This window comes from Salmonella sp. 32020114201800008SM, assembly GCF_017572025.1.
GTDB lineage: Bacteria > Pseudomonadota > Gammaproteobacteria > Enterobacterales > Enterobacteriaceae > Salmonella > Salmonella enterica.
The window spans coordinates 355,897-375,559 of the sequence record NZ_JAGEQM010000005.1 but is presented as its reverse complement, the minus strand read 5'-3'; the positions used below and the strand labels follow the sequence as shown (position 1 = coordinate 375,559).

At 51.9% G+C, this 19,663-nt stretch carries 19 protein-coding genes; 15 read left to right on the top strand and 4 right to left on the bottom strand.

What is annotated here, in order from left to right; all coding sequences use genetic code 11:
* Positions 1–18: 18 nt before the first annotated feature.
* Both J4613_RS15870 and J4613_RS15865 read right to left on the bottom strand, forming a co-directional pair.
* Complete coding sequence (locus J4613_RS15870) at positions 19–1,401, bottom strand: glycoside hydrolase family 1 protein (RefSeq protein ID WP_023261293.1); 1,383 nt, start codon at positions 1,399–1,401, stop codon at positions 19–21.
* Positions 1,402–1,506: 105 nt separating this feature from the next.
* Positions 1,507–1,800 (bottom strand): YicS family protein, encoded by a 294-nt coding sequence (locus tag J4613_RS15865; protein WP_000824217.1) that lies wholly within the window; start codon positions 1,798–1,800, stop codon positions 1,507–1,509.
* Positions 1,801–1,996: 196 nt separating this feature from the next.
* Between J4613_RS15865 and dagR the strand changes: the two genes are divergently transcribed.
* The 8 genes from dagR to J4613_RS15825 all read left to right on the top strand — a co-directional run bounded on the left by dagR (position 1,997) and on the right by J4613_RS15825 (position 10,695).
* Entirely contained in the window at positions 1,997–4,795 is a 2,799-nt protein-coding gene (gene dagR / locus J4613_RS15860; protein WP_001252665.1) for a transcriptional regulator DagR, read from the top strand.
* 218 nt (positions 4,796–5,013) lie between these two features.
* A complete protein-coding gene (locus J4613_RS15855) occupies positions 5,014–5,439 on the top strand; it encodes a PTS sugar transporter subunit IIA (protein WP_000214106.1) in 426 nt (141 codons plus the stop codon).
* A 10-nt stretch (positions 5,440–5,449) separates the two neighbouring features.
* Positions 5,450–5,935, top strand: coding sequence for a PTS system mannose/fructose/N-acetylgalactosamine-transporter subunit IIB (locus J4613_RS15850; protein WP_001284295.1), 486 nt, complete (start codon positions 5,450–5,452; stop codon positions 5,933–5,935).
* A gap of 145 nt (positions 5,936–6,080) precedes the next feature.
* Entirely contained in the window at positions 6,081–6,830 is a 750-nt protein-coding gene (locus tag J4613_RS15845) for a PTS sugar transporter subunit IIC (protein ID WP_000380259.1), read from the top strand.
* Positions 6,827–7,687 carry a PTS system mannose/fructose/sorbose family transporter subunit IID gene (locus J4613_RS15840; protein ID WP_001575156.1) on the top strand — a complete coding sequence of 287 codons (861 nt, stop codon included), beginning with the start codon at positions 6,827–6,829 and terminating at the stop codon, positions 7,685–7,687. The genes J4613_RS15845 and J4613_RS15840 overlap by 4 nt, the downstream gene beginning before the upstream one ends.
* A 3-nt stretch (positions 7,688–7,690) precedes the next feature.
* Entirely contained in the window at positions 7,691–8,800 is a 1,110-nt protein-coding gene (gene dgaE, locus J4613_RS15835; RefSeq protein WP_000188468.1) for a D-glucosaminate-6-phosphate ammonia lyase, read from the top strand.
* Complete coding sequence (locus J4613_RS15830; RefSeq protein WP_001186147.1) at positions 8,787–9,530, top strand: 2-dehydro-3-deoxy-phosphogluconate aldolase; 744 nt, start codon at positions 8,787–8,789, stop codon at positions 9,528–9,530. Before dgaE ends, J4613_RS15830 begins: the two co-directional genes overlap by 14 nt.
* A gap of 235 nt (positions 9,531–9,765) precedes the next feature.
* Positions 9,766–10,695 carry an Rpn family recombination-promoting nuclease/putative transposase gene (locus tag J4613_RS15825; RefSeq protein ID WP_111742185.1) on the top strand — a complete coding sequence of 310 codons (930 nt, stop codon included), beginning with the start codon at positions 9,766–9,768 and terminating at the stop codon, positions 10,693–10,695.
* 42 nt (positions 10,696–10,737) lie between these two features.
* Here J4613_RS15825 and J4613_RS15820 read toward each other — a convergent pair whose 3' ends face one another.
* Positions 10,738–11,640: an EamA family transporter gene (locus J4613_RS15820; RefSeq protein ID WP_000535970.1), complete on the bottom strand. Its 903-nt coding sequence runs from the start codon at positions 11,638–11,640 to the stop codon at positions 10,738–10,740.
* A gap of 508 nt (positions 11,641–12,148) precedes the next feature.
* On the opposite strand from J4613_RS15820, the gene J4613_RS15815 reads away from it, so the two are divergent.
* The 5 genes from J4613_RS15815 (at position 12,149) to cigR (ending at position 16,584) form a co-directional block, all read left to right on the top strand.
* Positions 12,149–12,844, top strand: coding sequence for an MgtC family protein (locus J4613_RS15815; RefSeq protein ID WP_000392700.1), 696 nt, complete (start codon positions 12,149–12,151; stop codon positions 12,842–12,844).
* Between the two features lie 219 nt (positions 12,845–13,063).
* Positions 13,064–15,790 carry a magnesium-translocating P-type ATPase gene (mgtA, locus tag J4613_RS15810; RefSeq protein WP_000131288.1) on the top strand — a complete coding sequence of 909 codons (2,727 nt, stop codon included), beginning with the start codon at positions 13,064–13,066 and terminating at the stop codon, positions 15,788–15,790.
* Positions 15,791–15,811: 21 nt separating this feature from the next.
* A complete protein-coding gene (gene mgtR, locus J4613_RS15805) occupies positions 15,812–15,904 on the top strand; it encodes a protein MgtR (protein ID WP_001082117.1) in 93 nt (30 codons plus the stop codon).
* A 12-nt stretch (positions 15,905–15,916) separates the two neighbouring features.
* The gene (gene mgtU, locus J4613_RS22830; protein WP_252515021.1) at positions 15,917–16,003 is read left to right on the top strand and encodes a magnesium transporter protection protein MgtU; all 87 of its coding nucleotides are present in this window, start codon (positions 15,917–15,919) and stop codon (positions 16,001–16,003) included.
* Positions 16,004–16,104: 101 nt separating this feature from the next.
* Positions 16,105–16,584, top strand: coding sequence for an anti-virulence regulatory inner membrane protein CigR (gene cigR / locus J4613_RS15800; RefSeq protein WP_001065324.1), 480 nt, complete (start codon positions 16,105–16,107; stop codon positions 16,582–16,584).
* Positions 16,585–16,812: 228 nt separating this feature from the next.
* Here cigR and J4613_RS15795 read toward each other — a convergent pair whose 3' ends face one another.
* Positions 16,813–17,493 carry an isochorismatase family protein gene (locus J4613_RS15795; RefSeq protein WP_000106461.1) on the bottom strand — a complete coding sequence of 227 codons (681 nt, stop codon included), beginning with the start codon at positions 17,491–17,493 and terminating at the stop codon, positions 16,813–16,815.
* A 784-nt stretch (positions 17,494–18,277) separates the two neighbouring features.
* Between J4613_RS15795 and J4613_RS15785 the strand changes: the two genes are divergently transcribed.
* Positions 18,278–19,135 (top strand): transcriptional regulator, encoded by an 858-nt coding sequence (locus J4613_RS15785; RefSeq protein ID WP_001278060.1) that lies wholly within the window; start codon positions 18,278–18,280, stop codon positions 19,133–19,135.
* 10 nt (positions 19,136–19,145) lie between these two features.
* Positions 19,146–19,610 (top strand): hypothetical protein, encoded by a 465-nt coding sequence (locus J4613_RS15780; protein WP_001521985.1) that lies wholly within the window; start codon positions 19,146–19,148, stop codon positions 19,608–19,610.
* The last annotated feature ends 53 nt before the right edge of the window (positions 19,611–19,663 follow it).

Sequence of the window (19,663 nt, the reverse complement as noted above, 5' to 3'; positions counted from 1 at the left end):
TCCGGCAATAATAAATGCTTAATCAAAACCGTTATGCTCTGCGGTGGCGGCAAACCATTCTCCGCTTTTTTTCACCGTGCGCGTTTGGGTGGCTAAATCCAGTTGTACAAAACCATAGCGATTTTTATAGCCGTTCAGCCATGACCAGTTATCGATAAAGGTCCACATGTGGTAGCCAAGACAGTGACAGCCCTCGCTAATGCCTTTATGCAGCCATTTAAGATGCTCAGAGATAAAGTCAATCCGGTAATCATCGTGAATTTGTCCCGCTTGCACAAAACGCTGCTCGTTCTCAACGCCCATCCCGTTTTCGGAGATAAAACAGCGCGGATTGCCGTAATTATCCCGCAGGTTGGTGATGATGTCGTAAATTCCTGGCGCGTAAATTTCCCAGCCGCGGTAAGGGTTCATCTTGCGCCCCGGCATGTCGTAATAGTCAAATAACCACTCCGGCATAAACGGCGCTTGCGGATTCACCGCCGTATCACGGCATTTCACGCGGCGCGGCTGATAATAGTTAATCCCCAGTAAATCGATTTTGCCGTCGGCAATAAGCTGACGGTCGCCTGGCTGACAGGCAGGCAACTGGTCATAGGTTTTCAGCAGCGCCACCAAGTCCGCCGGGTATTCTCCCTTTAATACCGGGTCAAGAAAACTGCGGTTGAATAACAGATCCGCATGATGCGCGGCTTGCACATCGGCGGGATGCTGCGAGCGTGGGTAGGACGGCGTCAGATTCAGTACTATGCCGATTTCACCGTCGTAGCGCCCGGCGCGCCAGGCGCGCACGGCGGTCGAGTGCGCCAGCACGGTATGGTACGCCACGGTGGCCGCACGTTTAAAATCCACCACATTGGGATAGTGGAAGTCGTACAAATAGCCGCCTTCCACCGGCACAATCGGCTCGTTAAAGGTAAACCAGTGCTTCACGCGGTCGCCAAACAAGGTAAAACACGTTTGCGCGTACCGACCAAACGCCTCTACGACGTCGCGATTTTCCCAGCCGCCTTTCTCCTGCATGACCATCGGCATATCAAAATGGAACAGCGTAATAAACGGCGTGATGCCCTGCGCCAGTAGCTCGTCGATGACGTGATTGTAGAAGCTCACCGCTTGTGGATTCACCTCGCCTACGCCGTCTGGAATGAGCCGCGCCCAGCTTAGCGAGGTGCGAAAACTGTTATGTTTTAACTGTTTCAGTAGCGCGATGTCTTGCTTCCAGTGGCGATAGAACGTTGAGGTTTCCGCTGGACCGATGCCCTGATGAAAACGACCCGGCTGGCGCTCGAACCACACATCCCACGTGGTCTGGCTTTTACCGCCATTCAGACTATCCCCTTCGGTTTGCAACGCTGAGCAGGCGCTGCCCCACCAGAAGTTATCGGGAAAACGGTATCGCATTGTCGTACTCCTTGATCGCGTAAATTCGCTCCAGAATACGCGCTTTTAGCGAACAGAAACCGGTTACAGTCCGCATTTTCGCGACCAAAAAGCGGAAAAGCGGTGCTACATCTCCGGGCATTCCACCTTGCCGAGAGCCTGCCAGTAGTTATGCTGATTGTTGCGCTCTATCGCGATCATCGCCTCCCGAATATGCTGTTGGTTCCCCTCGCTCGCCATGATTTTTTTCTCCCAGGCTTCATCGGTTAGCGCGCCTTTGGGCGTACACATTTTGCGCAAATCCTTTAAAATCGTATTTTTTTCATGCGCCGACTGGAGTGAGCTAAACGGAGAGTCGGCATACGTGACGCCCGGTAGCGCGACAAGTGTGGCAATAAGCAGAAGCGTTTTTCGTTTCATAAACGGTATCCTTATCGGTTTGCACTTTTTCAAGAGTAAGTGTAGACCGTGCGACGTTCACTCATCGGGGCGTGCTATCCGTTGGCGTTGAAGTCAGGCAAAAGTGGGAAGGCGGTTTCTCGCTGCGCCTTCACTTTCTTGCGTGGCAGAATAGTGTATGTTCTGACTACTCTTTTATTTCGTAAGCGGTAGTGTAATGAGACGTATTGAGATCGTACTGGGAGAGCTGGAACGGCTGACGCGCGGGCTATGTCTTGCCGATTTGGCGCAGGAGACGGCGTTTACGGCGGAGGCGATAGGTTTCAATCTTGGGCTGGCGCGTAACTCCGTAAGCAAAGATCTCAATCAGTTATGGAATGACGGCCTGGCAATCAAAAGCCGTGGCCGCCCGGTCTATTTTCTGCATCGCCAGGCGCTGGAAACGTTGCTGGGACGACAGCTGGAAGAGTCTGAACGCGAAGTGCGGTCGGTGGCGGATGTGCTGCCGCATGAAGAGCATTATGCGCCCGACGATCCGTTTACCAGCCTGATTGGTTACGATCGCAGCCTGCGCGATGCGGTAGAAAAAGGCCGTGCGGCGGTGCTCTATCCGCACGGTTTACACGTTCTGCTTACCGGGCCGTCCGGCGTCGGTAAAACCTTTTTTGCGGAACTGATGCACCGTTTCGCCTGTGAACAGGCGAGCGGCGCTATCCCGCCGCTGGTCTACTTTAACTGCGCGGAATACGCCCATAACCCGGAACTGCTCTCCTCGCATCTGTTTGGTCATCGGCAGGGGGCGTTTACCGGCGCGAATGAACATAAAACAGGCCTCGTGGAGCAGGCGGACGGTGGTTATCTGCTGCTGGACGAGGTGCACCGTCTGTCTTATGAAGGGCAGGAAAAGCTGTTCTCTATTCTGGATAAAGGCGAGTACCGTCCGCTCGGCGTGAGCAGCCAGCCGCGATCAATTTCGGTACGCCTGATTTGCGCCACTACCGAACCGGTCGGGTCGGCGCTGTTACGTACTTTCCAGCGGCGTATTCAGGTATGCATTGATTTGCCGGGCATTCGCCAGCGCTCCGTTGAAGAACAGATCGAACTGATCGTGGGGTTCTTACAGCGGGAAAGCCGCAAAATAGAACGCACGGTCAGCATTGATAAACCGTTGTTGCTCTGGTTGCTGAATAAACCCCTTGAAGGCAATATCGGTCAGCTAAAAAGCGATATTCAGTTTCTCTGCGCTCAGGCGTGGGCATCGGGAATGACCGAGCATAACGACACGCTACAGCTGGATAAGCGGCTGGCGGAGATGTCGATTAACCCGACGCCGGAACAGCGTCTATTGGTGGATACTCTGTTTGAGGGTAAAGCGCGGCTAAACATAGACGCGCGCACGCTGCCCGCATTGAAGACGTCGCTGGCGACCGGGGCGGAAATTGAAGAGAGCGACCTCTTTTACAGCTTCCTGACGCGCGAGTATGTTAATTTGCGCAACAGTAACGTCCCCCCGGCGGAGACGCTGGCGATCCTGAAAAATAAACTCAGCTCGATTTTTGAATACGGTCTCTACAGCCGCGACAGCGTGGCGCATCCGCCGCGCTATGGCGACCAGATTGAAGAGCGCGTGACGCTGCTGATAGGCTGCGTAGAGCAGGTGTTGGGTTTTTCGCTGCCGGAAAATCTGGTTAACCCACTGCGTAAACACTTCCTGGCGCTGATAGGCTACGTGCAGCGCGGCCTGATCCCGCAGCTTTACTCTTCCAGTTTGATCCTGGATCGCTGCAAAGACGAATATGACAACGCCACGCTGCTGTGTCGGAAAATCAACGAACTGCTGCATATTCAGTGTCCGGCGACGGAAGTGGTCTGGCTATGCCTGTTCCTGAAAGAGTGCCGCCATTATCGTCAGCGCATCGATGCCAGCCCCGACTGCGGGGTCATTTTGATCGCCCACGGCGCGACCACCGCCACCAGTCAGGCGCAATATGTCAACCGCGTGCTGGAGCGCGAGCTGTTCAGCGCCATCGACATGCCGTTTGAACAGTCGGTGCATGACACGCTGGAAACGCTGACCCAAATGATTCAAACCCGCCAATATCGGCGGCTTATCCTGTTGGTGGACATCGGTTCATTAATCCATTTCGGCAGCACCATCAGTAAGTTATTCCAGATAGATGTTTTGCTCATGCCGAATATCACGCTGACCAGTCTACTGGAAGTCGGGCTGGATTTAAGCTATGAAACCAGCGACTTACCACAGTTGACGGCGCTCCTGCAGAGTAAAAATATCCCCTGCCAGCTTTGTACGCCGCAGCAGGAGAACGGCGGCAAAGTGCTGGTCATCTCCTGTATTACCGGCATGGGAACGGCGGAAAAAATCAAAAAGGTGCTGGAGGAGAGCTTTGGCGAACTGATGTCGCAGGACACCAGGATGGTGATCCTTGATTATAACGAGGTACGAAGTCTGGAGCGCGTTCAGCAGGCATTGAATGCCAGCGAGCGGCTGGCGGGGATTGTCGGCACTTTCCAGCCGGGGCTGCCGGATATTCCGTTTATTTCGCTGGAAGAGCTTTTCTCCGAACAAGGGCCGGAACTGGTGTTGAGCCTGTTAACGCCCGATCTGTCCAATGCTGAACGCCGTCTGGAGATGGAGCGCAGCGCCATGCGCTTTATCAGCGCGCTAACGATGGAGAGTATCATCAACCATATTTCCGTGCTTAACCCGCAGCGTATTCTGAAAGAGATGGAGGGCGTTTTTAACCATCTGACGTCTTCGCTTTCCCTGAAACCAAGCCGCCAGGTGACACTGCGCTTCCTGATCCACTGCTGCTGTATGGTAGAGCGTATTGTGATTAACCGAAAACCGTTACAGATGGCGTTGGAAAGTCAGCCGAATCTGGACGCGCGCGCGTTTAGTGTCATCAAATCCGCTTTTCTGCCGATCGAAGATGCCTACGCCATCCGTTTATCAGATGCGGAATATTTTTATATCTACGAACTGCTCTATAGCTAATCCTTTTACTGGCGGGGCTTCGCGCCTCGCCAGACCTTTCTTCTTCCTCGCGTGACACAAATTCTGGCACAACCTTTGCTCTTCTGATGATGCGTTATGCCGGATAGCGGCGTAAACGCCTTATCCGGCCTACCGGGAGTGTCCTGTAGGCCCGGTAAGCGCAGTGCCACCGGGCAATATATGCCGGTGTCCTCATGTAATTGCGCCAGGAGGCCATTTTGACTACCACACAACCGTTGCCCCACATCCTGCTGCTGACGCATGGCGGCTGGGGACAACCGCTTTGCAACAGCCTGCGTATGGTCACGGGCGAAATTAAAGGCGTGACGGAAATCGCGCTAATGCCTGTCGATACGCTGGGCGAGTTTTATCAACGCGTCGAGGCCGTGGTGAAAACGCTGCCGGAAGGCTCGCTGATCCTGACGGATTTTGTCGGCGGCACGACGTCCAACGTCGCGGCGCGGCTAAGCGCCGATTATCCGGTGGCGGTGATTGCCGGATTGAATGCGTCGCTACTGCTGGAGGCGCTGGACAGGCGCGAACAAGGGATGCTAACCGCCTGCGTGGATGAGTTAGTTGAGGCCGGGCGCAGTAGCTGCCTGGATGTGGTCGCCCATGTACGTCAGCTACAACAATCACTCTAAGGAAAACATCATGGCCAATATCGTTTTATGCCGCATCGACAGCCGTCTCATTCATGGGCAGGTTGTCACGAAGTGGGTCGGACAATCTCAGGCGAACCGGATAGCCGTTGTGAGTGATGAACTGGACGCCGATCCGTTTATGAAAAATATCTACCTGATGGCCGCGCCGCCAAATATCAAAGTGGATTGCTTCGGCAACCAGAGTTTTGCCGCCGCATGGAAAGAAAATCAGCTTGGCGACGGTAACGTGCTGGTGCTTTTTCCCTCACTGGCGGCGGTGCAGGACGCCATACAACTGGGCTTTGACGTTACCCGCATTCAGGTTGGCGGTCTCGGCGGCGGGCCAAACCGCAAGGCGGTTTTTCAGAATATTACGCTGGATGAAAAAGACGTCGGCATTCTTAACGACCTGAAAAACCGTGGCGTTCAGGTATTTTTCCAGACCATTCCGGAAGATAAGCCGCAGCCGCTCGACGATATCCTGAAAAAATTCTAACCCTTTAATAGACACAAAATCATTCTGGATGCATCAAGGCGGCAACTGAGTGAATCCCCTGGAGCTTACTAAAGTAAGTGACTGGGGTGAGCGAAGGCAGCCAACAAAGAGGCAGCCTGAAGGATGAAGTGTATAGGATAACACTATGGATACCTTACTCTTTGCAAGCCTGATGGGGTTGTATTACTGGTTTGCCCGTTTACGCCTCGGCTACACCTTCTCCGCGATGCTGTTACAACCGGTGGTGATCGCGGTATTTGTCGGGCTTTTGCTTGGCAACATGCAGACCGCGATGATCATCGGCGCAGGGATGCAGCTCGTTTATTTGGGCGTGACCTCAACGCCGGGCGGCAACGTGCCGTCGGACCCGGCGCTGGCGGCCTGTATCTCCATTCCTATCGCGGTGAAGGCCGGTATGGACCCAAACCTGGCGATCGCGCTGGCAATCCCGTTTGGCGTGATTGGCGTGTTTCTCGATCAGCTTAGGCGCACGCTGAACGCCGCCTGGGTGCATATGGCGGATAAACACGCGGAAACGGCAAACATGGCGGGCATCATGCGTTGCGCCTTTCTTTACCCGGCATTGCTGGGGCTGGTGCTGCGCTTCCCGGTGGTCTTTGCCGCTAACTACTTTGGCCAGGATGTGGTGGAAAGTTTCCTTAAACTGATGCCGCACTGGTTAACCCACTCCTTTGAAATCATGGGCGGCATTCTGCCGGCGCTGGGCTTTGCCATCACCATTATGGTGATCGGTAAAAAGAGCCTGTTGCCGTGGTTTATCGGCGGGTTCTTCGCGGTGTTATACCTCAAGGTCGACATCATGGCGATGGCCATCTTCGGCACCTGTGTCGCCTTCCTGATTAAAGGCCTGGCGAAAAATGAAGGAGCAGCATGATGAACAGTGACGTAATGCAGCATGAACTGGTTGAGCGCGCGCGGGAAAGCGGGGCGCTGACCAAAGCAGATATCACCAAAGCCTGGTTTATCTACTGGCTGGGCGCCGAGGTTTCCAGCTCCTATGAGCGCTTACAAAGCCTGATTTTCTGCGCCTCGATGACGCCGATCATCAAAAAACTTTACCCGCAAAAAGAGGAGCAGGTAGAAGCGCTAAAACGCCACCTTAACTTCTTTAACTCCGAGCAGACCTTCGGCGCGGTGATTCAGGGCATCTCTATTGCCATGGAAGAACAAAAAACGCGCGGCGAGCCGATTAACGACTCGTCTATCACCGGCATTAAAACTGGCCTGATGGGGCCGCTTGCCGGGATGGGCGACTCGATTATCTGGGCGGCGGTGATGCCGCTGTTGATAGCGATCTTTATTCCGTTCGCGGCAAATGGCAGCGCGATGGGTGGTATTATCCCGCTGATTCTCTACCCGGCGATCACCCTGGCGATCAGCTACGGTATGGTCCACAAGGGATATACGCTGGGGCGTGATTCGATTATCGGCCTGCTGCAAGGGGGGCGAATCAAAGAACTGATCTACGGGGCCAACGTGCTGGGTTTGATCATGATGGGCGCGCTTTCCGCCAGCTACGTCAAAATCACCACGCCGTTAAAAATTAGCGCCTTGAAAGGATCTGAAGTGGTGGTTCAGCAGATCCTCGACTCTATCGCGCCGGGCTTACTGCCACTGGCGGCGGTATTCGCCATCTACTTCTATCTGGTAAAAAAAGGGCCGCGCTACACCACTATTTTGCTGTCGATTGTCGCACTGAGCATAGTCTGTTCGTTGTTGGGAGTGCTGTAAATCATGACGCCGAATATCTATCAACAACTGGGGTTGAAAAAGGTCATTAACGCCTGCGGCAAAATGACCATTCTGGGCGTCTCAAGCGTCGCGCCGGAGGTCATGCAGGCCACCGCGCGCGCGGCTTCCGCTTTCGTCGAGATTGATGCGCTGGTGGAAAAAACCGGCGAACTGGTATCGCGCTATACGGGTGCTGAAGATAGCTATATCACCTCGTGCGCCTCGGCGGGTATTGCCATTGCCGTCGCTGCCGCTATCACCCACGGCGATCGGGCGCGCGTCGCCCTGATGCCGGACAGTACCGGTATGGCCAATGAGGTAGTGATGCTGCGCGGGCATAATGTGGACTACGGCGCGCCAGTCACCAGCGCCATTCGTCTTGGCGGCGGGCGCATAGTGGAAGTGGGGTCGAGCAATCTGGCGGCCCGCTGGCAACTGGAAAGCGCCATTAACGAAAAGACCGCCGCGCTACTGTATGTGAAATCACACCATTGCGTACAGAAAGGCATGTTGAGCATTGACGATTTTGTACAGGTGGCGCAGGCCAACCACCTGCCGTTGATTGTCGATGCCGCGGCGGAAGAGGATTTGCGCGGCTGGGTGGCGAGCGGCGCGGATATGGTTATCTATAGCGGCGCGAAAGCCTTTAATGCGCCAACCTCCGGCTTTATTACTGGCAAGAAAACGTGGATTGCCGCCTGCAAAGCGCAGCACCAGGGGATTGCCAGAGCAATGAAAATCGGCAAGGAAAACATGGTTGGGCTGGTGTATGCGCTGGAGAATTACCACCAGGGCCAGACGACCGTGACCGCAGCACAGTTACAGCCGGTCGCGGAAGCGATTTCCGCCATCCATGGACTTTATGCCGATATCGAACAGGATGAGGCCGGGCGTGCAATCTGGCGTATTCGTGTGCGGGTGAACGCATCTGAATTGGGGCTGAACGCGCAGGACGTCGAAGCGCAGTTGCGCGGCGGCGAGATAGCGATTTACGCCCGCAAATATCAGCTTCATCAGGGGGTTTTTAGCCTCGATCCACGCACGGTAGCCGAAGGGGAAATGGCATTGATTGTGGCGCGACTCAGGGAGATTGCAGAACATGCAGCAGATTAATTTTTATCGTCAGCGGGTAGCGATTAACGTGCTGGCAAAGGATATCGCCAACGCGAAGGCTATCTATGAAGCCGCCGAAGGCCATGCGGTCATCGGCGTACTTTCCGCGCAGTTCGCTACGGTAGAAGAGGGCGTGCCGGAGGTGAAACGCTGGATGGCGGAGGTGCCGTCTATCTCAGTGGGTCTGGGCGCAGGCGACCCGGCGCAGTACTACAAAGCGGCGATGATTGCCGCCCATACTCACCCGGCCCATGTCAACCAGACCTTTACCGGCAGCGGCTTCGCGGCGGGCGCGCTGGCGGCGACGGGCGGCGAGCAAACGCATATCAACGCCCTGGTCAGCCCGACGGGAACGCCTGGCGAGGTGGTGATTTCTACCGGCGTCAGCAGCAGCCAGGGAACGCCAGCCCGCGTTTCCTGTGAAGCGGCGGTACGCATGATGCAGGATATGGGCGCACATGCGGCGAAGTTTTTCCCGATGGGCGGCGAAAAGTCGTTACCGGAACTCTATGCGCTGGCGACAACCGCCGCCCGCCACGGCATGACGCTCATCGAGCCGACCGGTGGTATCTCACTGGATAATTTCGGTATTATCCTGCAAACCTGCCTGGAAGCAGGCGTGCCGCGCGTCATGCCGCATGTTTACAGCTCGATTATCGATCCGCAAACCGGCAATACGCGCCCCGAAGACGTCATTCGGTTGATGGAGATAGTCAAAGCGCTGGTGTGAGATTTATCGCCGAAGAGCGCTACGTTTACCGGGCCTACAGATGACGTGTATTTGTAGGCCCGGTTAGCGTTACGCTATCGGGCGATAATGCGTAGCAGGCTGGGCAAAAATGTACGTATTGCAGCCGTCAGTGATTCCCTTTCGAGCCTCCTCGCAGGGTTAAATTTTCCTGAATGCTGTCTGTATTTTTGGCGAGTACAGTGGCGTCATCTTATTCCTCAGGTGACGGATCGCCATGAAAAAAAGCCCCACGTCCACGCCTCATGATGCGGTATTCAAAACGTTTTTACGCCATCCGGATACCGCGCGGGATTTTCTCAATATTCATCTTCCCCATTCGCTAAGAATACGTTGCGATCTGACGACGTTGAAACTGGCGCCGGACAGTTTTATCGAGAAAAATTTACGCGCGTTTTATTCCGATGTCCTTTGGTCGCTAAAAACGTGTGAAGGCGACGGTTATATCTATGTCGTTATAGAGCATCAGAGTACGCCGGACGCGCATATGGCATTCCGGTTAATGCGTTACGCGACTGCCGCGATGCAGCGCCATCTGGATGCTGGCCATAAAACGTTACCGCTGCTGTTTTACCATGGCGCGAAAAGCCCGTATCCCTTTTCGCTGTGCTGGCTGGATGAGTTTGACGATCCTGCACTGGCGCGTCAGCTTTATGCGACGGCATTTCCACTGGTAGACATTACGGTGGTGCCGGATAACGAGATTATGCAGCATCGACGTATCGCGATGCTGGAGCTGGTACAAAAGCATATACGTCAACGCGACCTGATGGGATTGGTCGAGCGCTTAGCGGTACTTCTGATTACGGGAAACGCTAATGACAGTCAGCTAAAAGCGCTGTTTAATTATTTGCTAATACAGCATGGCAGCACGCCTCGTTTTGGCAAGTTTATCCGCGAGGTGGCGCGTCGTGTTCCCCAACACAAGGAGAGATTAATGACGATCGTAGACAGAATACGTGAATCGGGGCGCAGAAAAGGTAAGCGTGAAGGCGTGCAACAAGGCATACAGCAAGGTATACATCAAGGTAAGCAGGAGGAAGCCTTGCGTATTGCGCATACGATGCTGGAACAGGGGATCGAGCGAGAGATGGTGCTGATGATTACCGGGCTTTCTGACGAAGAGATTAAGGCAAAGCGCCATTAAACTTTTCCCTCTTCCGCCCGGTCATCGTGATTATCAACGGCGTTAAGCGGCCCGCGCGCGTCGACGGGAATCGAGGGAGATCAGAATCACTGACGAGAGAATGAGCAGCGTGCCCAGCCAGTCCGGCAAGGTAAAACTAATCCCCAACAGCAGTAGCGACAGCAGGGCGCTGCTTAACGGTTCCGCGCAGCTTAAAATGCTGGCTTTGGGGCCACCAATCAGTTGCGCGCCTTTCAAATACAGGCTGAATGTCAGCGACGTACCGATCACCACCAGGTAGAAAAAGGCCAGAATCAGGCTGCCGCTCACCGCAAAGTGCGTTCCTTCTTTAGCGTAGAAGGGCAGCAGAATAAGGCCGCCAAAGGACATACTCCAGCCGACCACTGGCAGCGTGCCGTATTGGGCGATTAGCCTGGAAGGCCAGGTCGTATAAAAGGCGGCGGCAAATGCGGAGGCGATACCCCAGAACAGCGCGCCTGAAGAGATCGACAGCGATGTTGGATTGCCGTGAGTCACCAGTAAAAAGGTGCCGATAAGCGATGTAAGAATGGCGGTTAAGACCAGAATGCCTGGTCGTGTTCTTCGCGCTAATGCAAACCACGCGACAATAATGGTCGGCGATAAAAATTGCAGCACTGTCGCGGTGGCGGCATTGGATTTTTCAATCGTGAGCAGGAAGGTTAGCTGAACGGTGAGCGCGCCCACCACGGAGAAAATCAGCAGACTCAGGGCATCTTTGCGGTTTTTAAGAATTGAAAATATCTTATCGCCGTGCATAAAGGAGAAGGTCACCAGTATCAGCCCGGCGAATAACAAACGTATCATCGTCAGGAACTGTGACGACATACGGCTTTGCTCCATGATGTACTGCGCGCAAACGCCTGAACTCCCCCACAATACGGCGGCAATCAGGACGTTTAGCATCCCTTTTCTGGTGGAACCCATTTTTTCCTCGTCATGTTGTTTTATTTTTTTACGTGCAGGCATCATAACAGAGCTATCGCCGGTATTAAGCAGGAATTTATTGTTTAATGATTTCAGACGAGCTTGTTATCGACATAATATTGTCATTTTTTTGTCATAAGAAAAAATATCAAACAAACTTAAACAGAACGTCACTAAACCCGCCTTTGCACTTTACGGAACATATTGGCTGACTATAATAAGCGCAAATTCATGCAGGAGTAATATGTTGGACAGTCACTTTTACGTAAATCATCTGGCAAGTTAACGCACGCTATTCCTGCGCTGCTTGCCGAACCGGTGGGCAGCAATCTCCCCTTGTGACGATTGTCATCCCAATAATGTTACAACACGCGCATTGTCGCGAGGTAATCGTCATGTTCATGTTTAAACACGCTTTATTTCCTCCGCCGTTAACACGACGCTAATTGCCTCAGGGCAGAAATTTGTCGTGTGCTAAATATAGCACGTACTTATTCTTCCAGAAAAAATGGAGGAACGTATGTTAATGTTTCCTTATATTTTAAATTTACTGGCCGCTATGCTGTTGGGCGCGCTGATTGGCGCGGAAAGACAATGGCGTCAACGTATGGCGGGATTACGCACTAATGCGCTGGTGGCGACAGGCGCCGCCGTTTTTATTCTGAGCTCCATGACGACATCGCCAGACAGCCCCGGGCGAATTGCGGCGCAGATTGTCTCTGGGATTGGCTTTCTGGGGGCGGGCGTCATCATGCGCGAAGGGATGAATGTGCGCGGGCTGAACACTGCGGCAACGCTATGGTGTTCGGCGGGCATCGGCGTGTTATGCGGCTTAGGGCAGTTCAAAAATGCGCTGGCGGCGACGATCATTATTCTTTGCGCCAATATTTTACTGCGTGAAGCGGCGCAGCGTATAAATCAACTCCCGGTATCCGCCGAGGGAGAAAAACGTTATATCCTGAAAGTAACCTGTAATAAAGAAGATGAAAGCGAGGTTCGTCAGTGGTTACTGAATATCGTAAAAGAGGCCGCGATCTGTTTACAAGGGTTAGGTTCGGTCCCCGCTCAGGAACAGGGCTATAAAGAAATTCGTGCCGAGCTCGTGGGTCATGCTGATTATCGTAAAACGCGAGAACTGATTATATCCAGAATAGGTGATAACGATAATATCACCGCAATTCACTGGAGCATTGATAGTCAATAATAGTTTTTTATTCAATTGCAACATTACGCCAGACGTATAAGGAGGGAATGATGGATATTCCCGAGTCGATAAAATAAAACCAACTCAAAATAGTGAGTAAGCAATAACCTTTTTTATGCATAGATAATTCTCCCGGGGCATTCACCTTGAAATCGTGAGTTTGCTATTCCCCGGGCGTGATATGCAGGAAACACTACACCTTAATTTTGGGGATTCATCATGACTGACATGAACATTGAAAACCGGAAACTCAATCGCCCGGCGTCAGAAAATGATAAGCAGCATAAAAAAGTATTTCCGATCGAAGCGGAAGCTTTTCATAGCCCGGAGGAGACACTGGCGCGGCTGAACAGCCATCGTCAGGGCCTCACGATAGAAGAGGCCAGCGAACGGTTGAAAGTGTATGGGCGCAATGAAGTGGCGCATGAGCAAGTTCCTCCGGCGCTGATTCAGCTTCTGCAGGCATTCAATAACCCGTTTATTTACGTTCTGATGGCACTGGCAGGGGTTAGTTTCATCACGGATTACTGGCTCCCGTTACGCCGTGGCGAAGAGACCGATCTCACTGGCGTGCTGATTATTCTGACGATGGTCAGTTTGAGCGGGTTATTGCGTTTCTGGCAGGAGTTTCGCACTAACAGAGCAGCACAGGCGCTGAAAAAGATGGTTCGCACCACCGCCACGGTGTTGCGTCGTGGGCCGGGCAATATAGGCGCGGTGCAGGAAGAGATTCCCATTGAAGAACTGGTGCCGGGCGATGTGGTTTTTCTGGCCGCAGGCGATCTGGTGCCCGCCGACGTTCGACTGCTGGCGTCGCGCGATCTCTTTATCAGTCAGTCAATTCTTAGTGGTGAATCATTACCCGTAGAAAAATACGATGTTATGGCTGATGTGGCAGGTAAAGACAGCGAGCAATTGCCTGATAAAGATAAAAGCCTGCTAGATTTGGGCAATATCTGTCTGATGGGAACCAATGTAACCAGCGGCAGAGCGCAAGCGGTCGTGGTCGCGACGGGAAGCCGTACCTGGTTCGGCTCGCTGGCGAAATCCATTGTGGGTACGCGTACCCAGACGGCTTTCGATCGCGGAGTCAACAGCGTGAGCTGGCTGTTGATACGCTTTATGCTGATCATGGTGCCGGTTGTCCTGCTGATCAATGGTTTCAGTAAGGGAGACTGGGTAGAGGCTTCGCTGTTCGCGCTGGCAGTTGCGGTGGGGTTGACGCCGGAAATGTTGCCCATGATTGTCAGTTCCAACCTGGCAAAAGGCGCGATTGCGATGTCGCGGCGCAAAGTGATCGTCAAGCGCCTGAACGCTATTCAAAACTTCGGCGCGATGGATGTGCTGTGTACAGATAAAACCGGCACCTTAACCCAGGACAATATTTTTCTGGAGCATCATCTGGATGTGAGCGGTGTAAAAAGCAGCCGGGTATTGATGCTGGCCTGGCTGAATAGTAGCAGCCAGAGCGGCGCCCGGAATGTGATGGATCGCGCCATACTGCGTTTTGGCGAGGGGCGAATCGCACCATCGACAAAAGCGCGCTTCATTAAACGCGATGAACTGCCATTCGACTTTGTACGTCGCCGGGTATCGGTCCTGGTGGAGGATGCGCAGCATGGAGACAGATGTCTGATCTGTAAAGGCGCCGTTGAAGAGATGATGATGGTAGCCACCCATCTTCGCGAAGGCGATCGTGTGGTGGCGCTGACGGAAACACGCCGCGAGCTGCTGCTGGCGAAAACCGAAGATTACAATGCTCAGGGATTCCGTGTATTGCTGATAGCGACACGTAAGCTGGATGGTTCCGGGAACAATCCGACATTAAGTGTGGAGGATGAGACCGAACTTACCATCGAAGGGATGCTCACTTTTCTCGATCCGCCGAAAGAGAGCGCCGGAAAAGCTATTGCCGCGTTGCGGGATAACGGCGTGGCGGTCAAAGTCCTCACCGGCGATAATCCGGTCGTGACGGCGCGTATCTGTCTGGAAGTGGGTATTGATACGCACGATATCCTGACCGGAACCCAGGTTGAGGCGATGTCGGATGCCGAACTGGCGTCTGAAGTGGAGAAACGCGCAGTATTCGCCCGGCTGACGCCGTTACAAAAAACGCGTATTTTGCAAGCGCTACAGAAAAATGGTCATACCGTTGGTTTTCTTGGAGATGGGATCAACGACGCGCCCGCGCTTCGTGATGCGGATGTGGGAATTTCCGTCGATAGCGCCGCCGATATTGCTAAAGAGTCATCAGATATTATTCTGCTGGAAAAAGATCTCATGGTGCTTGAGGAAGGCGTTATCAAAGGGCGGGAAACCTTTGGCAATATCATTAAATATCTGAATATGACCGCCAGCTCTAATTTCGGCAATGTTTTTTCGGTACTGGTAGCCAGCGCGTTTATTCCGTTTCTGCCGATGCTGGCGATTCATCTGTTGATCCAGAATTTGATGTACGATATTTCGCAGTTGTCGTTGCCGTGGGACAAAATGGATAAAGAGTTCCTGCGTAAGCCGCGGAAATGGGACGCGAAAAATATTGGTCGTTTTATGCTATGGATTGGCCCAACGTCTTCTATTTTCGATATCACAACCTTTGCGCTGATGTGGTACGTCTTTGCGGCTAATAACGTAGAGGCGCAGGCGCTCTTTCAGTCCGGCTGGTTTATTGAGGGTCTGCTCTCGCAGACACTGGTCGTGCATATGCTAAGGACGCAGAAAATACCGTTTATCCAAAGTCGGGCGACGTTGCCGGTATTATTGACGACCGGCTTGATTATGGCGATAGGCATTTATATTCCATTCTCACCTCTGGGCGCGATGGTTGGACTGGAGCCGCTGCCGCTGAGCTACTTCCCGTGGTTGGTGGCGACATTATTGAGCTACTGTCTGGTGGCGCAAGGCATGAAACGCTTTTATATCAAACGCTTTGGCCAGTGGTTTTAATGATGTTTGAGGATCGCCCAGATGAATCGCTCACCCGATAAAATCATCGCGCTGATATTTTTACTGATTAGCCTGTTGGTGTTGTGTTTAGCCCTCTGGCAAATCGTTTTCTAACGAGGTGACGCCATGCAAAAAAGAGGGTTGGACAAAATTTTTTATCAGGTTGTCCTGATAGCAATCATCCTGATTTTACTGACTATCTGGATACGATAAGCTGCTGTTGGCGAGCCCCGCTTAAAATAAGAATCGATGTAGTTGTTCTTTTTATGGCGGGGCGCTATTTTCATGGTATCCCACATCAGAAGGGCAATATCATGAATAATCGTCGTGGTTTAACCGCCGTCCTGGCGACGTTGATTACGTTTTCCCTGAGCGCTACGCCTGTGCTGGCGAATCCGGGAAATGGTAATGGCGGCGGACATGGTAATAACGCGGCTAATCAGGGTAATAACGGTAACGGACATAAAGGAAATGCCGGGCAAAAAACGGAACACCGTAAAAATGGCGGTAAACCGGATCACGTCGAGTCGGACATTAGCTATGCTGTCGCCAGGCAACTGGCAGTGAATTTAGGGCTGACGGGTTATCAGTCTTTACCTCCGGGGATTGCGAAAAATCTGGCGAGAGGAAAACCGCTGCCGCCGGGAATCGCTAAAAAAACGGTGCCGGCGTCTATGCTGGGACAATTACCTTATTATCCGGGCTATGAGTGGAAAATCGTTGGGGATAATCTGGTGCTGATCGCGCTCAGTACCGCGGTGGTCACGGCGATTATTAATGGCGTATTTGATTAAGAGCCTATCCCACCAGGCGTTATTGGCGCAGCCAGTTTGGACACGGACAGCGCGCAAAAACCGGAGCGTACACGTAGTACGTGAGGTTTGACTCGCTACGCTCGCCCTTCGGGCCGCCGCAAGCGGCGTTCAAAACGCTAACGCGTTTTGGCGAGCACTGCCCAGGTCCAAAATGGCAAGTAAAATAGCCCCATTAAATGGGGCTATTTAGTCTCTTCAGGGCGTTATTTATGCGCGTTGAGAATCCAGCAGTTCATTATTTTTTACTACTTCCTGCGCTTTGGTATAACTTTCAATCAGTAGCTGATAGGCCGGGAATATTTTGGTATATACATCCGCCCATTCTGCGGCATCTTCCCGATTCCAGGTACGTTGCAGCTCAGAGGCTACCGCCGCGGTATCCATTGGTACTACGCCCGCCTGTACCACGCGGGCCATCGTAATTTCCTGCGCCATTTTACTGTACGTACCGGAGGCATCAATTACCGCAAATACCTTGTACCCTTCCGCGACGGCGCTGATGGCTGGGAAAGCCATGCAGACACTGGTAATAGTACCGGCGATGATCAGCGTTTTACGGCCTGTCGCTTTTACCGCTTGTACAAAATCGGCATTATCCCAGGCATTAATTTCCCCTTTACGCGCGACATATTGCGCGTGGGGAGCATTCGCATGGATTTCCGGAATCAGCGGACCATTTGGTCCCTGTGGTACGGATGCGGTAGTAATGACTGGCATATTGCATAAGGTAGCGATTTTAGCCAGCGCCGCGGCGCGCGCGCGTAATTCCGGCATCGGCATGTCGCCGACGGTCTGAAACAGGCCACTTTGGTGGTCAATCAGCAGCATTACTGCGTCGTTAGCATCAATGGCAGGGCGTTGACCGTTAAAATTCGCGGGTGTAGACATAATTCATTCCTTGTTGTTGCCTTTCACTGATAGTCACTATCAGTGTTAAAGTCATTAATCGCCGGGGCGATTTCCGTTTTTAAGCTGATGACAGTAATCCGTTGCCGATCCTGGATTACCCTGGTGAGTTCTTTCTGAAGGAATATTCATCGGCATCACCTTCAGTCGATTTACTTTCACGCGAATCTGTTATCACAACAATATTCATATTATGAATAAATGTTTCTATTTTACATGTCGGAGAGGATTATTGATTGAAAAAACAGGCTATATCCCTACAAATTGTTTCTGATGGATAGTTTTAAAATTATTTAGTATAAGTTTGAAATATATCAATTAAGAGTTAACTTATTTATATTTAAATAACATAAAGCACAGCTTAAATATTAAGTGGGAAGCGTGCTTTTATTAAGTATGGCTACTGTAACTCTTAATAAATTGGAAACTATCCCTACATAACGAGTGCTGCTTTTTTGGATATTACAAGCCATTATAGAGAACACGTTCAATAAAACCCTGTCTTTCATATGATATAGATTGTCAGGATATATTTTCTCATGATTTATCTATGAGATATTAAAGCGTAGTGGCACAGTAAATTTGGCCACTTGATTAAAGGTGATATTCTCACCTCAATACAAAACAGGAGACTTAACGAACAAGAAAACCAAACGTACTTTCACCCCTGAGTCTGCTATAATGAGAAAAGCGGTGTCTACGCTTACCTGTTAATGTCTTATGCCTCTCGCTCTTCTATATGATCGGTATGTGCAGGGGACAATCCATGTCCTGCTACGCAGCCACAGCATCAGACTATACTCAGTGGTGTCTATTAACCCTCTCCAACTACGTTATGTTTTGGCATGGTAACAATGCGATGTTATGGATAATTAACGATAATATTGAATTTAATCCAGAAATGAATCGCCTGGCGTCATTATCGAGGCCAGATCTCAACATTATTCTGACAACGCCCGCCAGCCGCTGCTTGCGCCTTCTGCTGGAAAACGCCCCCTCCGTCGTCTCACAACAAACATTCTTTCAAAAAGTGTGGGAAGAAGACGGCATGGTGGTGTCGGCAAATACGCTTTATCAGAATATCTCCATTATTCGCCGCGGATTACGTACCGTTGGCGAAAATGAAGATACGCTGATAATCACGGTTCCGCGTAGAGGCTTTCAGATTGAGCCTGGTGTGAGCATCATGACCATCCGCAAAGACTTCGCTCAGGCAATAGAAAAAAAGGGTGAGACGCCACCGCGTATGTCAGGGCGTTGGTTTAAACATTATGTACCTGTACTTTGGATGACCGGGACATTTGCTGTCGGTATTTTGCTTGGCACTATCAGCTGGCAAACCGTTCCCGATAAGGATTTTTACGATCGCTACACGCTGGTTGAAACAACTCAGGGCTGTCATTTTTTCTCGCGGAATGAAGATATCGAAAGCGGCAGCCGCTTTGCAAGCTATAAGTCAATGATTCTAAAAACCGGTATGGATTGTCAGAAATACCCATGGGTCTATTTCCCTTCCAGCAGTCGCACCCCAGCGGTTACGGCATTGATTTGTCAGCAACCTTATAAAACGCGCGGTGATACAGGTTGCGTGACGCTTTTTTTCCGCGGGGTGACACATGGGTAAAAAGGCACTGATGTTAGCCTGCCTGACTCTACTGTTTCTGGGAGTAGGGCTTGGGCATCTTTTTCATTTGTATACGGAAAAGAACCGGGATCCAGAGAAATGTACGGCGCCTGTGATTGTGTTTTATAACAATACTCAGGCTAACCTGACGCTGGACTTTATGTATTCGCTGAAAAAACGCACTGGGGTGGTTTCCATCAGCGGAACATATTACGTCGATAATAAAATGAGCGGCGTGATCCGCCGTGATGTTTCCTATGTATGGAGTGAAAATAAAGACAGCACCCATTTTATATCGACGGATATCAACAAAGTCACGCGTGACGAAACACTGTCCGATGCGGTTATCGAGACGGTTTTACCCGATTTTTATGTCTATCCAGGGAAAAGTATCAGTTACACCATCCTGACTCAGGGCCATCGTGGCTTTATGTTCACCATCGGGAAACGCCCGATATTTTTCTGTACACATTAAGCGGTTTTGGAAGCCGTTCATGAAACCTATCAGCCAAATGAAAGCGTTTCCGG

What these genes read in the sequence shown, in the direction of transcription:
- J4613_RS15870 (WP_023261293.1), bottom strand. Translation starts at nt 1,401, where the DNA reads ATGCGATACCGTTTTCCCGATAACTTCTGGTGGGGCAGCGCCTGCTCA.
- J4613_RS15865 (WP_000824217.1), bottom strand. Translation starts at nt 1,800, where the DNA reads ATGAAACGAAAAACGCTTCTGCTTATTGCCACACTTGTCGCGCTACCG.
- dagR (WP_001252665.1), top strand. Translation starts at nt 1,997, where the DNA reads ATGAGACGTATTGAGATCGTACTGGGAGAGCTGGAACGGCTGACGCGC.
- J4613_RS15850 (WP_001284295.1), top strand. Translation starts at nt 5,450, where the DNA reads ATGGCCAATATCGTTTTATGCCGCATCGACAGCCGTCTCATTCATGGG.
- J4613_RS15845 (WP_000380259.1), top strand. Translation starts at nt 6,081, where the DNA reads ATGGATACCTTACTCTTTGCAAGCCTGATGGGGTTGTATTACTGGTTT.
- J4613_RS15840 (WP_001575156.1), top strand. Translation starts at nt 6,827, where the DNA reads ATGATGAACAGTGACGTAATGCAGCATGAACTGGTTGAGCGCGCGCGG.
- dgaE (WP_000188468.1), top strand. Translation starts at nt 7,691, where the DNA reads ATGACGCCGAATATCTATCAACAACTGGGGTTGAAAAAGGTCATTAAC.
- J4613_RS15830 (WP_001186147.1), top strand. Translation starts at nt 8,787, where the DNA reads ATGCAGCAGATTAATTTTTATCGTCAGCGGGTAGCGATTAACGTGCTG.
- J4613_RS15825 (WP_111742185.1), top strand. Translation starts at nt 9,766, where the DNA reads ATGAAAAAAAGCCCCACGTCCACGCCTCATGATGCGGTATTCAAAACG.
- J4613_RS15820 (WP_000535970.1), bottom strand. Translation starts at nt 11,640, where the DNA reads ATGGGTTCCACCAGAAAAGGGATGCTAAACGTCCTGATTGCCGCCGTA.
- J4613_RS15815 (WP_000392700.1), top strand. Translation starts at nt 12,149, where the DNA reads ATGGAGGAACGTATGTTAATGTTTCCTTATATTTTAAATTTACTGGCC.
- mgtA (WP_000131288.1), top strand. Translation starts at nt 13,064, where the DNA reads ATGACTGACATGAACATTGAAAACCGGAAACTCAATCGCCCGGCGTCA.
- mgtR (WP_001082117.1), top strand. Translation starts at nt 15,812, where the DNA reads ATGAATCGCTCACCCGATAAAATCATCGCGCTGATATTTTTACTGATT.
- mgtU (WP_252515021.1), top strand. Translation starts at nt 15,917, where the DNA reads ATGCAAAAAAGAGGGTTGGACAAAATTTTTTATCAGGTTGTCCTGATA.
- cigR (WP_001065324.1), top strand. Translation starts at nt 16,105, where the DNA reads ATGAATAATCGTCGTGGTTTAACCGCCGTCCTGGCGACGTTGATTACG.
- J4613_RS15795 (WP_000106461.1), bottom strand. Translation starts at nt 17,493, where the DNA reads ATGTCTACACCCGCGAATTTTAACGGTCAACGCCCTGCCATTGATGCT.
- J4613_RS15785 (WP_001278060.1), top strand. Translation starts at nt 18,278, where the DNA reads ATGTCCTGCTACGCAGCCACAGCATCAGACTATACTCAGTGGTGTCTA.
- J4613_RS15780 (WP_001521985.1), top strand. Translation starts at nt 19,146, where the DNA reads ATGTTAGCCTGCCTGACTCTACTGTTTCTGGGAGTAGGGCTTGGGCAT.